The sequence below is a fragment of the Streptomyces sp. NPDC055749 genome (assembly GCF_053617235.1).
Window position 1 is genome coordinate 35,416 of the sequence record NZ_JBSHFH010000053.1, and the last position, 12,891, is coordinate 48,306.

The following is a 12,891-nucleotide window of genomic DNA, read 5'->3' on the forward strand; positions in this document are numbered from 1 at the left end:
ACACGAAGACCAATCAGAGGCGACGAAGGAGCAGGGCGTGCAGCCACCGAAGGCGGCGGACGCCTCTGATGCCGAGTCCCGCCCGGACTCCCCGGACGCCCCGGACGCGGAACACGAATCGGATGACGCCCCGGGAGCCGAACCCGACGTCCTCTCCGGGTCGACCCTCTCGACCGCGAGCGAGGGGCTGACCGACCGCGTCTCGGGCGACGAACCGCTGCTGCCCGCCCGGGTGCACCGTCCGGCCGACCTCATGCGGCTCCTCATCGGGGTCCTCGCGATCATCGTGCTGTTCGGCATCGCCGCGTTCGCCCAGGGCACCACCACGGGCCTGGAAGACGACATCACCAAGGGCACGGACCAGGCCCCCGACCTGCTGATCAAGATCGCCGGACTGGTCTCCAGCATCGCCGTGCTGCTCGTACCGGTCGCCTTCGCCATCGAGCGCCTCGTCAAACGTGACGGGCTGCGCATCGCGGACGGTGTGCTCGCCGCCGTGCTGGCCCACGGTGTCACCCTCGCCACCGATCTCTGGGTGGCCCGCTCCGCCCCCGGCACCATCCAGGACGCCCTGACCCAGCCCCAGCCGGGGGACGCGCTCACCGATCCGGTGCACGGCTACCTCGCTCCCGTCATCGCCTATATGACGGCGGTCGGGATGGCACGAAGGCCGCGCTGGCGGGTCGTGCTGTGGGTGGTGCTGCTCCTGGACGCCTTCGCGATGCTGGTGGGCGGCTACACCACACCGTTCTCCATCATCCTCACCGTGCTCATCGGCTGGACCGTGGCGTACGGGACGGTGTACGCGGTCGGCTCGCCCAATGTCCGCCCGACCGGCCAGCACCTGATGGCCGGCCTGCGCCACGTCGGCTTCCGCCCGGTCGCTGCGATGCGCGCCGACGACGCCCCGGACAACGCCGATCACAACGACCGCGGTCGCCGCTATCTGGTCACCCTGGAGGACGGCCCACCTCTCGATGTGACCGTCGTCGACCGCGAACAGCAGGCCCAGGGGTTCTTCTACCGGGCCTGGCGCAGACTCACCCTGCGCGGCATCACCCAGCGCCGCTCCATCCAGTCGCTGCGTCAGGCACTGGAGCAGGAGGCGCTGCTCGCGTACGCGGCGATCGCCGCCGGCGCCAACGCGCCCAAGCTGATCGCCACCTCCGAGCTGGGCCCCGACGCGGTGATGCTCGTGTACGAGCACATCGGCGGCCGGTCGCTGGACGCGATGGAGGACGACGAGATCACCGACGACCTGGTGCGGGGTGCCTGGCGTCAGGTGAAGGCCCTCCAGTCGCGGCGCATCGCCCACCGCAGACTCACGGGCGACGCGATTCTGGTGGATCGTTCCGGCAAGGTGTTCGTCACCGATCTCCGGGGCGGCGAGATCGCGGCCGGTGACCTTGTCCTGCGGATGGACGTCGCCCAGCTGCTCACCACCACCGGCCTGCGCGTGGGCGCGGAGAGGGCCGTGGCCGGTGCGCTCGCCGTACTCGGCCCGGACGCCGTCGCCGACTGTCTGCCGCTGCTCCAGCCGATCGCGCTCAGCCGCTCCACCCGGGCGACGCTGCGCAGGATCGCCCGCGAGCGCTCGCAGCGAGAGCGCGAGGCCGTGCTGGAGGCTTCGCAGGCGGCCAGGCACGCCAAGGAGCCCGAGGCCGAGCCGGCGGGCAACGGCGACCGCAAGTCGGCCCGGAAGTCCCTGCGTACCGAGAAGCAGGCGGAGAAGCGGGCGATCGACGACGCGCTCGACGAGGCCCGCGAGGAGGATCTGCTCGCCCAGATCCGCCGCGAGGTGCTGCTGATCCGGCCGCAGGCACCGGTCGAGCCGGTCCAGCTGGAACGCATCAAGCCGCGCACCCTGCTCAGCTTCATCGCCGGTTCGATCGCCGCGTACTTCGTGATCTCGCAGGTCACCGAGGCCGACTTCGGCACGGTCGTCGAACAGGCCGAGTGGGGCTGGGTGGCCGCCGCGCTGGGCTTCTCGGCCCTCAGCTACATCGCCGCCGCGATGAGCCTGCTGGGCTTCGTGCCGGAGCGGGTGCCGTTCGGCAAGACGGTGCTGGCGCAGGTCGCGGGGTCGTTCGTGAAGATCGTCGCCCCGGCCGCGGTCGGCGGCGTGGCGCTGAACACGCGCTTCCTCCAGCGCGCCGGGGTACGCCCCGGGCTCGCCGTCGCGAGTGTCGGCGCCTCCCAGCTGTTCGGCCTGGGCTGCCACATCCTGCTGCTGGCTCTGTTCGGCTATGTGACCGGTACGGAGCGGACCCCGGACTCGCTCACTCCGTCCAGGACGGTGATCGCCGGGCTGCTGACGGTCGCGGTGCTGGTGCTGGTGGTGACGGCGATTCCGTTCCTGCGGAAGTTCGTGGTGACACGGGTGCGGTCGCTGTTCGCCGGAGTCGTACCGCGCATGCTCGATGTGGTGCAGCGCCCGCAGAAGCTGCTCACCGGCATCGGCGGCATGGTGCTGCTGACCGGCCTGTTCGTGCTCTGCCTGGACGCCTCGATCCGGGCCTTCAGCGGCCCCGATGTGCCCCAGCTCAGCTACGCGAGCATCGCGGTGGTCTTCCTCGCCGGTAACGCGCTGGGTTCGGCGGCGCCGACCCCGGGCGGTATGGGCGCGGTCGAGCCCGCGCTGACCTTCGGGCTGATCGCGGTGGGTCTGCCGTCGGAGGTCGCTGCGCCCGCCGTGCTGCTGTACCGCGTGATGACGCTGTGGCTGCCGGTGCTTCCCGGCTGGCTCTGCTTCAACCAGCTGACCCGCAAGGGCGAGCTCTGAGGCGTACGGTGCGGGCCGGCATGTGAGGCGTACGGGGCGGGGCGCCGGCTGAGGCGTACGGTGCGGGGCAGGCGGTAACGGCCTCCACCACCCGCATGGACCGCGCCCCGCGCGCTCCCCCGCGCCCCGCAGCACGATGAGCTCATGAGGACTTCCCCCGCCCTTCGCGCCGCCGCCCTCGTCGCCACCGCCACCGTGCTGCTGCCCCTGGCAGCCTGCTCGGACAGTGGTGACAGCGACAGCTCGGAGCGGTCGAAGCCCTCACCGGCCTCGACCGCCTCTCCCGCTTCGACAGCGGCGGAGCTGTCTTCCCAGAAGCTCGACTGGAAACCCTGTCCGGCCCCGAGTGCGGCCCAGGGCGGCGGCGACACACCCTCCCCGCTGCCCGGCGGCGCGGCCTGGGAGTGCGCGTTCATGGACGCCCCCCTCGACTACGCGAAGCCGGACGGCGAGACGATCGAGCTGGCTCTCGTACGGGGCAGGGCCAGGAACCAGGACCAGCGGATCGGCTCCCTCATCTTCAACTTCGGCGGCCCGGGTGCCTCCGGTGTCGCCACCCTGCCGTCCTTCGGAACCGACTACGACAAGCTCCGCACCCGCTACGACCTGGTGAGCTTCGACCCGCGCGGGGTCGGCCGCAGCGAGGGCGTCGAGTGTTCCGACGACGCACAGCTCGACGAGCTGTACGCGCAGGACGCCACCCCGGACGACGAGGCCGAGGTGAAGATGTTCGTCGACGGCCAGGAGTCGTACGTCGCGGACTGCGAGAAGAACTCGGGCTCCGAACTGCCCTACGTCGGTACGACGAACGCCGCCCGCGACATGGATCTGATGCGCGAGGTGCTCGGCGACGACAAGCTGTACTACTTCGGCATCTCGTACGGCACCGAACTGGGCGGCGTCTACGCCCATCTGTTCCCCAAGAAGGTCGGCCGGGCGGTCCTGGACGCGGTGGTCGATCCGACCGAGAACTCGAAGCAGTCCTCTCTCGGGCAGACCGAGGGCTTCCAGCTCGCTCTGGACAACTTCACGGCGGACTGCGCGGAGCGCGACGACTGCTCGCTCCCCGGCGCCACCGGCAAGGAGGTCGAGGCGTGGATCTCCGAGTTCCTCGACCAGTTGGACAAGGAGCCGATCGAGGGGCTCGGCGACCGGCAGCTGACGCAGACCCTGGCCACCACCGGCATCGCCTCCTCCCTCTACTCCCAGGAGACGTGGCCCCTTCTCGAACAGGGCCTCGACGAGGCGGACGGCGGCAACGGCGGACTGCTCCTGGCGCTGGCCGACTCACTGAACGGACGGGCCCAGGACGGCCGTTACGACAACTCCAACGCCGCCAACGCCGCGATCAGCTGCGCCGACTCCAAGGAGCGGTTCACCCTGGCGCAGACCCAGGCGGCGCTCCCGGAGTTCCGCGAGGCGTCCCCCGTCTTCGGTGACTACCTGGGGTGGGGGCTGATGGGCTGCGCCGGATGGCCGGTCGCGGGTGCCTGGGAGACCCCGGACGTCAGCGCCCCGGGAGCGGCCCCGATCCTCGTCATCGGCAACACCGGTGACCCGGCCACGCCGTACGAGGGCGCGAAGGCGATGGCGGCCGAACTGGGCAAGGGTGTCGGGATCGAGATCACGTACAAGGGCGAGGGCCACGGCGCGTACAACAGCGGCAACGCCTGTGTGCAGAAGGCCGTGGACGGCTATCTGCTGAACGGCAAGGTCCCGGCCTCGGGCACCGTCTGCGGTTGACCGGCCGAGGGACTGACCGGCCGACGGGCTGACGGGCTGACCGGCCGACGGGCTGTCAGTGGTGCCGATTAGCATGGCCGCACATGTGTACCGCCCGCCGCGCGTTCCCACGCCGCCGGGCATCGGGGAGGGAACGCACCATGCGCGTACACGGACGGATTCGTCGGGCCGTCGCCCTGGCCGGGGCGGCTCTGCTGGCGACGGGGGTGCTCGCGGGATGTGACGTCGGCACGGAACCGGAGCCTACGGATACGGTCATAGGGCGCCCCACCCCATCGGCCTCCGGCAAGGGTGCGCCGGGCTCGCCCGGACTGCCCGCCTCGCTCACTTCCCAGCGCCCTGACTGGAAGCGCTGCAAGGCGCCCGATGGCGGCACCGCCCCCGGCTCCGGGTGGAAGTGCGCCACGGTCGACGTGCCCCTGGACTACGCGAAGCCGGCCGGCGAGACAATAGGGATCGCCCTGATCCGCCGGGAGGCAAGGGACCGGGGCGAGCGGCTCGGTTCGATGCTCTTCAACTTCGGCGGGCCCGGCGGTTCGGGCGTCGACATCCTGCCGCGCGCCGCTCCCTCGTACGAGAAGCTCAACTCCCGTTACGACCTGGTGGGTTTCGATCCGCGCGGGGTCGCCGGGAGCGCCGGGGTCAGGTGCCGCACCGACAAGGAGCAGGACACCACCAACCGTACCGTCGACATGACGCCGGACACCGCCAGTGAGGAAGCCGCCTTCGTCAACGACGGCGCGGCCTTCGGTGCGGGCTGCGAGCGCCGCTCCGGCACCCTGCTCCCGCACGTCGGTACGTCGAACGCGGCCCGCGACATGGACCTGATCCGCCAGGTCCTCGGCGACGACAAGCTCTCCTACTTCGGTGTCTCCTACGGTACGGAGCTCGGCGCGACGTACGCCCACCTGTTCCCGAAGAACGTGGGACGGACCGTCCTGGACGCGGTCGTCGACCCGACGGCCGACGGGGTGGGGCACGCCCGGAATCAGGCGACGGGCTTCCAGCGGGCGCTGGAGAACTACCTGAAGGGCCGCGGCCAGGACCCGAAGGCGGGCACCCAGCGGATAGCGCGGCTGCTCCAGCGGATCGACGGCAGTCCACTGCCCACCGATTCGGGGCGCAGGCTCAATGAGTCGCTGGCCATCACCGGCATCGTGACACCGCTCTACTCCGAGAGCAGCTGGCCCTCGCTGACCGCAGCGCTGGACGAGGCGGAGAAGAGCGGCACGGGGAACGGGCTGCTCCAGCTCGCCGACGCGTACAACGGCCGTGACGAGGACGGGCGTTACGACACCCAGAGCCATTCGCAGCGCGCCATCTCCTGTGCCGACACCAAGTCCCGGCCGACGGTGGACGAGGCCAGGGCGCTGCTGCCGGAGTTCCGGAAGCTGTCGCCGGTCTTCGGGCCGTTCCTCGCCTGGGACACCGCCGGCTGGTGTGCGCAGTGGCCGGTCGACGGTGAGCACGACACCCCGGAGGCGAGCGCCCCGGGTGCGGGTCCGATCCTCGTCATAGGCACGACCGGTGACCCGGCCACGCCGTACGAGGGCGCCCAGAAGATGGCGGACGAGCTGGGCAAGGGCGTCGGCGTCATGATCACCAACAAGGGTGAGGGGCACGGCGCGTACGGCGAGAGCGCGTGCGTGACGTCTACGGTCGACGACTACTTCCTGGACGGCGAGGTCCCGGCGGACGGCAAGACCTGCTCGTAGCGGCGACGCATACGAGAAGGGGCCGGTCCGCGAACGCGCGAACCGGCCCCTTCTCGTACTGCCGCGGGTCTAGTAGACCGGCTTCTCGGGTTCGATCTGGTGGACCCAGCCGATCACGCCGCCGCCCACGTGCACCGCGTCGGCGAAGCCCGCCGACTTGAGGACCGCGAGGACCTCGGCGCTGCGGACACCGGTCTTGCAGTGCAGGACGATGCGCCTGTCCTGCGGGAGGTCCTGAAGGGCGCTGCCCATCAGGAACTCGTTCTTCGGGATCAGCTTGGCACCCGGGATCGAGACGATCTCGTACTCGTTCGGCTCGCGAACGTCGATGATCTCGATCTTCTCGTCCCCGTCGATCCACTCCTTGAGCTGCTTGGGAGTGATCGTGGAGCCGAGCGCCGCCTCCTGGGCCTCCTCGGACACGACGCCGCAGAAGGCCTCGTAGTCGATGAGCTCGGTGACGGTCGGGTTCTCGCCGCAGACCGCGCAGTCCGGATCCTTGCGGACCTTCACCTGGCGGTACTGCATCTCCAGCGCGTCGTAGATCATCAGCCGGCCGACGAGCGGGTCACCGATACCGGCGAGCAGCTTGATGGCCTCGTTGACCTGGATGGAGCCGATGGACGCGCAGAGCACGCCCAGGACACCGCCCTCGGCGCAGGAGGGAACCATGCCGGGGGGCGGCGGCTCCGGGTAGAGGCAGCGGTAGCAGGGACCGTGCTCGGACCAGAAGACGGACGCCTGGCCGTCGAAGCGGTAGATCGAGCCCCAGACGTACGGCTTGTTCAGCAGTACGGCCGCGTCGTTGACGAGATAGCGGGTGGCGAAGTTGTCCGTGCCGTCCACGATCAGGTCGTACTGGGCGAAGATGTCCATCACGTTGTCGGCTTCGAGCCGCTCTTCGTGGAGGACGACCTTCACGTACGGGTTGATGCCCAGGACCGAGTCCTTGGCGGACTGGGCCTTGGACCGGCCGATGTCGGCCTGGCTGTGAATGATCTGGCGCTGCAGGTTCGACTCGTCGACCTCGTCGAACTCCACGATGCCGAGCGTGCCGACACCGGCCGCGGCCAGGTACATCAGAGCCGGCGAGCCGAGGCCGCCGGCGCCGACACACAGCACCTTCGCGTTCTTCAGCCGCTTCTGTCCGTCCATCCCGACATCCGGGATGATCAGGTGGCGGGAGTACCTGCGGACCTCGTCGACGGTGAGCTCAGCAGCTGGCTCGACCAAGGGTGGCAGCGACACAGGAACCTCAACAATGCAGGTGGTCGGTTTTTACGTACTTCAACTACGTACGGTTGTTCTTGCCGTAACACTGCCACGCCCCCTCTCATTCCGAGATACCCGGTCCGATGCGCGAGACGATTTCGTCCCAGTAACTGGGCAGCGCCGTGAATGGATCGGTTTGTCCGCCTTCATGGGCGTGGGCCGTCCGGTCCGTGAAGAAGATCGTCCCAGCGCCCTGCCAGCGGGCGATGCGCATGGCCTCCTCAAGGTGGGTGCGCGGGACGCCGTGCACGAAGTGCGCGAAGCGGCCGGGCGGGTAGGCGGCGGTCCACTCCGCCACCTGCGACCAGCGGTAGTCGGTCCACGCGCCGCGGAAGGTGACGAGTTGGTCGGCCGTCTCCGCGTAACCCGGGTACGGGTGGGTGTCGTGCCCCAGGACGAGCCTGCCGCCCCCGTCCGCGCTGTCGCTGTCCGCCAGGAGGGAGGAGAGCGTGCTCGTGAGCCTCCTGACCGCCGGGAGGCCGGCGCGTTCGACGGGACACCGGTCGAGGTAGAAGCCGCTGACCCGGTACCAGGCGAGGAAGGACCGGGCGTCGGCGACGATCTCGTCGAAGGGCCGGTCGCCCATGGCCAGGTCGAGGTGGCCGAGCAGCCTGCCCCCCGCGGCCCGGACGGTGTCGTCGGGGGCCTCGCCGCGCAGGGCGCGTTCCCTGGCGTTACGGAGCCGGCCCGCGGCCTCCAGACAGTGCGGGTCGGGCCGGGCGCCGGGCCCGTTGCCGATGTTGAGGACCGCCCAGTGCAGCGGCGTGCCCGGCCGGGTCAGTTCGGCCCATTCGGTGGGGGCGAGCAGCGGGTGTGCGTAGCCGGGGATGCCGAATCCGAGCTGTTCGCCGCCGTTGGTCCGCCGGGCCGTACCGCTGGTGGTCAGATGCGGCACGCCGCCTCCATCCAGATGTCCGCGAGGGACTCCTCCAGGTTGATCCGGGGGCGCCAGCCGAGCCGGTCGCGGGCGGTGCGGACATCGGCCTGCTGCCAGGCGCCGCAGCCGTCCGGGTAGGGGGACGGGGTCGCCGAGAGGTGTTCGACGACGGTCTCGACGGAGGCGCGGGGGGCGCCGATCGGGAGCCTGGGCGGGGGTGCGTCCAGTTCGTGGAGGGCGCCCGCGTAACCGGCGACCCGGGCGAGGACGGCGGCGGCGTCGCGGAGCCGGACGGCCCGGCCCGTACCGATGTTGACAACGCCCTGCGCGGCGGAGAGGGAGGCTGCGTGCACGGCGCGCGCCACGTCACGCACATCGACGAAGTCGCGCTGCACGCCCAGTCCGCTGAGCTTGAGTTCACCGTCGCCCGACTGCATGGCACGGCGCATCGCCTCGGCGAGGCGGCCGAGCGGGGATCCTGCGGGGGTGCCGGGACCCACGGGTGAGAAGACCCGCAGCACGACCGCGTCGAGGTCGGAGCCGAGGACGAGTTCGGTGGCGGCGAGTTTGCTGACCCCGTACGGGCCGCCGGGGCGGGGGATGGCGTCCTCGGCGGTCGAGGAGCCGGGCTGCGAGGGCCCGTACTCGGCGGAGCAGCCGACCTGGACGAGCCGGGCGCCACAGCCGCTCCGGCGCAGGGCCTCGCAGACGGTGGCGACGGCGACGGTGTTGTGGCGGGTCAGGTCGCGGGCGCCGCCACGGGTGGCACCCGCGCAGTTGACGACGACTCCGGGGTGGACGGCGTCCAGGAAGCGGGTGAGCGCTCCGGGGCTGCCGCCCGCGAGATCGAACCGTACGTCGGCGTCGTCGCCCCGGCCGAGGGCCGTGAGGTGGACGGCCGGGTCGGCGAGCAGGCGGTCGGCGACGAAACGGCCGAGGAATCCGTTGGCTCCGAGCAGCAGCACCCTCATCGTGCGCCCCCAGAGTGCCGACGGCGGGCTGCCGGTGCGGGGGATCGGGGGTTCATATCCGGTTTCTCCTTGGGGCTTTGGTCGATATGTGCGGTGGGTGAAGGACCCGCGGCGTCGGCTCCGCGGAGGTGAAGCGGTGGATCGGTGTCACCTCGTTTCCGCTCGCGCCACGGCGTGAGCGGATGCCCTGGAGAGGGCGACTGCGGCGTGGATCAGCAGCCCGAGGGCCGCCGCGCCACAGGCGAGGGCAGGTACGGCGGCGGTGCCGGCCGCCGCGACGAAGGCGTCGACGGGCCGGGCGAGGGAGTCGAGGCCGGGCAGGCGCCCGGCCAGGATCAGGGCGGGGGCCGCCACTTCGACGGCGCAGGCGGCGGCGAGGCCGGTGGTGGCCGGCTCGGGGAAGCCGTGGACGGTGAGCAGCCGGGCCAGGAAGAGCAGGACTCCGAGCGCGGTCGCCGCGAGGGGCACGCCGCCTCCCCCGTACGCGAGAGCTGCGAGGGAGAGCAGGACGAGGAGCGCGCAGAGGAAGAGCAGGAGGACTCCGAGGAGCACGGGGCGCACTCCTGCGCCGAACTCCTCCAGTGCGCGGCTGCCGGCGAGTTTGCGGTGTGCGTGTACGGAGAAGAGGTGCGCGCACCAGGCGGCGGGGGCGACGGCGAGCGCGAGGCCGAGCAGAGGGGCGGGGTCACCGGCCCAACCGCCGTCCGGGCCACCGCTCATGACCTGGGCGAGCAGACCCTCGCCGTACATGGCGTAGCCGAGGAGCCAGCAGCTGTAGACCGTGGCCGCCCCTACGGGACGGCTCTCGGCGCGCAGGGGCCCGCGGCGCAGAACGAGCCGCAGCCCGAGAAGGGCGAGGACCACTCCGGCGCCGGTCACCACGGACCTGACGCCCCCGTCGAGCGCCCCTTCGGTGACCCGGAGCACGCCCACGGTCGCGAGACAGGCGGCGCCCGGAAGCAGCACGAGCAGCGTCCAGCCCGCCCGCGCGTCCGTGTCGCGCCCGGCGCGCGGGGGCGGCGGCGCGTCGGGCTCGCCAACGATGCCGGGGACGCGGGCGTACAGCTCCTCGGCGAGCGAGAAGACATCACGGTGGCGATAGCGGGCGGCGGTGCGGTCGGTGAGTCCGTGGGCCTCCAGTCCTGCGGCGATCTCCAGCGGATCGACGGCTCTCTCGCAGAGCTCGCGGTGCCGGTGCATGAGCGATTTCACGGGGTCTGCGGGCCCGCGCCGCGCAACGGGTTTGCGCACGGTGGCCCCGACGGGGGCGACCTCGGGCGCCCGGTGCAGCGGGACCGGGGCGGGGGGTGAGTCGGCTCCGGGGAGTTCGGTGGCTTCCGGCTGCCCCTCGTCCGCATCCGCGTCGCCGGCGGGATCGGGCGACGCCTCGGGACCGGAGTCCGATTCGGGATCCGGGTCCAGCACCGGGGAGGAGCCCTCCGGAAGGCCCCACGGCGGTGCGGAGATCTCCGTGAGGTCCGGGACCGAGGTCTCGTTGACCAGGGCATCGGAGCGGGGGTCCCAGCCTCCGTCGGCGCGCGGCGCGACAGGTGCGTCCAGGGCTTCGGTCGTTCGTCGGCCCATCAGGGGTCCTCCGTCGTCATGTCCGATCTTGTCGTCACCCATCGCCGTCCCCCGCCCCGGCGACAGCGGCGCACACGCCCTCGGGCTCGGCCGCCCAGCTCGGCAGCCGGGCGGCACCCGGTCCTGCCGGCGGTACGGCGGCGGGGGGCTGCCGGCCCGTCCAGTGACCGAGCACATGGGCCTCGGGCGGAGTGGCGAAGGGGCGCGGTTCGCCGTCGGCGTCCACCGCGTCGGCTTCCCGCCATGCCGGGGAGCGCGAGATCAGCTCCAGGTAAATGCCGCGAAATGCCGCAAGGTTCTGTTCGACGGTGAAGAGTTCGAGCGCCCTGGCGCGCGCCGCGGCGCCGAGGCGTGCGCGGCGCTCGGGGTCGCGCAGCAGCGCGATGCAGGCATCTGCGAGCGCCCGCGGATTGCGCGGAGGCACCACGAGCCCCGTGCCCCCGATGACCTCGACGACGGCGCCCACGTCCGTGGAGACGGTGGCCCGGCCGCAGAACATCGCCTCGACGAGACTGATGGGAAAGCCTTCGACGACGCTGGACAGGACGATGACGCCGCCCGCCGCGTACGCCTCGGCGAGGTCGGGGACGTCGGGGCCGCCGATCTCCTCGAACGACACCGGGTTGTCGCCCACGGCGTGTGCGCCCGTGGCCTCGTCGGGGAAGAGCTGGGCGGCGAGGGCCCGGCAGGTCGCGAGGTACGCATCGCCCTCGCCCCCCTGTGCAGGTGCGCCGAAGATCCGGAGCCGGGCGTCCGGTTCGGCTCTGCGTACGTCGGCGAAGGCGTGCAGCAGGGCGATCAGGTCCTTGGCGGGCTCGATCCGGCCGACCCACACCAGCGTGTCGGGGCCACTGCCGTCCTCGCTCTCCCCCACACTCCGGAAGCGCTCCGCCGCCATGCCCGGGTAGACCGTGCGCAGCCTGGCGCGGTCGGCGCCGCACCGCTCCTGCCAGCGGCGTACGTGCGTGTTGCCGGGGGTGATGATCGCGGCCTGGCGGTAGACCTCGGCGGCGAGCTGTCCGTGGAAGTTGGCGAGCAGCGTGCGCACCGGCGCGGTGAACGGCTCGCCGGAGGTGGCGAGATAGTGCGACCGCAGGTGCACACCGTGCTCCGTGACCAGCAGCGGCACTCCGAAGAAGCGTTTGGCCAGCAGCCCGGGCAGGGCTGCCGCGCCTCCCGACGCCGCATGGCAGAGGTCGACGGCGCCGAGGCTCTCCTCGTCGTACCAGTCGAGGGAGAGGGGGCGCAGCACCCGCTCCAGTTCGGCGGCGAAGGTGAGGAGATCAGGCACCGTGGCGGTCTGGACGGTGCGCCCGGTGCCCCGTGCGCGGCAGGCCGATTCGAGGATGCGCACGGTGGTCTCGGAACGCAGCGCGGTGTGCAGTCCGCCGCGCTCCCTGGCCAGTTCGGCGAGCCCGTACAGGGCTTCCGTGAAGCGTGCGCCGGCCGCGCTGCCCGCTCCCGCGTCGGCTGCGGCGCCCGTACCGCTGTCGTCGGCGGCGCAGACGGTGGTGGCGAGCGCCGTCAGGTGCGCCGTGAAGCGCCGGCGTTCGCGGAGCCCGTAGGAGCGTCCGTTGCCGGTCACGATCCTGGTGAGCAGCCCCCGCGGAACGCTGCCTCGCAGCGCGTCGTCGTCGGTGGTCCACAGGGGGGCCGTACGCACCCGGCTGATCTGGGGCGGCAGTCTGACCCAGCCCTGTTCCTCCTGGTGGGCGGAGCGGCTGAGCGCGAAGAGGTCGAACTCGTGCTGGGGAAGACCGCGCACCAGCCGGTCGCACCAGAGTCTGGACTCACCGGTCGCATACGGATAACCACCGTCGGTGAGGAGTCCGATCCGCACGAGTACACCCCCGATCTCCCTTGTGGACGGCCGCCGTTGGAACGGCGACTCGCAGCGGGACGACCGTAAGCGGATACGCCGGTGGCGCGACGGACGGTTGTCCGTCG

8 protein-coding genes are annotated in these 12,891 nt (G+C 71.6%); 3 read left to right on the plus strand and 5 right to left on the minus strand.

All coding sequences use genetic code 11. The annotated features are described in order from the left end of the window. Positions 1–37 precede the first annotated feature (37 nt). The 3 genes from ACWGO0_RS30185 (at position 38) to ACWGO0_RS30195 (ending at position 6,240) form a co-directional block, all read left to right on the plus strand. Positions 38–2,782 carry a lysylphosphatidylglycerol synthase transmembrane domain-containing protein gene (locus tag ACWGO0_RS30185; RefSeq protein ID WP_453541987.1) on the plus strand — a complete coding sequence of 915 codons (2,745 nt, stop codon included), beginning with the start codon at positions 38–40 and terminating at the stop codon, positions 2,780–2,782. Between the two features lie 144 nt (positions 2,783–2,926). Further along, complete coding sequence (locus tag ACWGO0_RS30190; protein WP_453541990.1) at positions 2,927–4,525, plus strand: alpha/beta hydrolase; 1,599 nt, start codon at positions 2,927–2,929, stop codon at positions 4,523–4,525. Positions 4,526–4,665: 140 nt separating this feature from the next. Beyond that, positions 4,666–6,240 carry an alpha/beta hydrolase gene (locus tag ACWGO0_RS30195; RefSeq protein WP_453541993.1) on the plus strand — a complete coding sequence of 525 codons (1,575 nt, stop codon included), beginning with the start codon at positions 4,666–4,668 and terminating at the stop codon, positions 6,238–6,240. Between the two features lie 69 nt (positions 6,241–6,309). Here ACWGO0_RS30195 and moeZ read toward each other — a convergent pair whose 3' ends face one another. The 5 genes from moeZ to ACWGO0_RS30220 form a co-directional block, all read right to left on the minus strand. Next, a complete protein-coding gene (moeZ, locus tag ACWGO0_RS30200) occupies positions 6,310–7,488 on the minus strand; it encodes an adenylyltransferase/sulfurtransferase MoeZ (RefSeq protein ID WP_453541996.1) in 1,179 nt (392 codons plus the stop codon). Positions 7,489–7,573: 85 nt separating this feature from the next. Next, entirely contained in the window at positions 7,574–8,407 is an 834-nt protein-coding gene (locus ACWGO0_RS30205) for a spherulation-specific family 4 protein (protein ID WP_453541999.1), read from the minus strand. Further along, entirely contained in the window at positions 8,395–9,360 is a 966-nt protein-coding gene (locus tag ACWGO0_RS30210) for an NAD-dependent epimerase/dehydratase family protein (protein WP_453542002.1), read from the minus strand. The genes ACWGO0_RS30205 and ACWGO0_RS30210 overlap by 13 nt, the downstream gene beginning before the upstream one ends. Positions 9,361–9,507: 147 nt before the next feature. Continuing rightward, positions 9,508–10,944 (minus strand): hypothetical protein, encoded by a 1,437-nt coding sequence (locus ACWGO0_RS30215; protein WP_453542005.1) that lies wholly within the window; start codon positions 10,942–10,944, stop codon positions 9,508–9,510. 34 nt (positions 10,945–10,978) lie between these two features. Then, entirely contained in the window at positions 10,979–12,784 is a 1,806-nt protein-coding gene (locus ACWGO0_RS30220; RefSeq protein WP_453542008.1) for a DUF3492 domain-containing protein, read from the minus strand. Positions 12,785–12,891 lie beyond the last annotated feature (107 nt).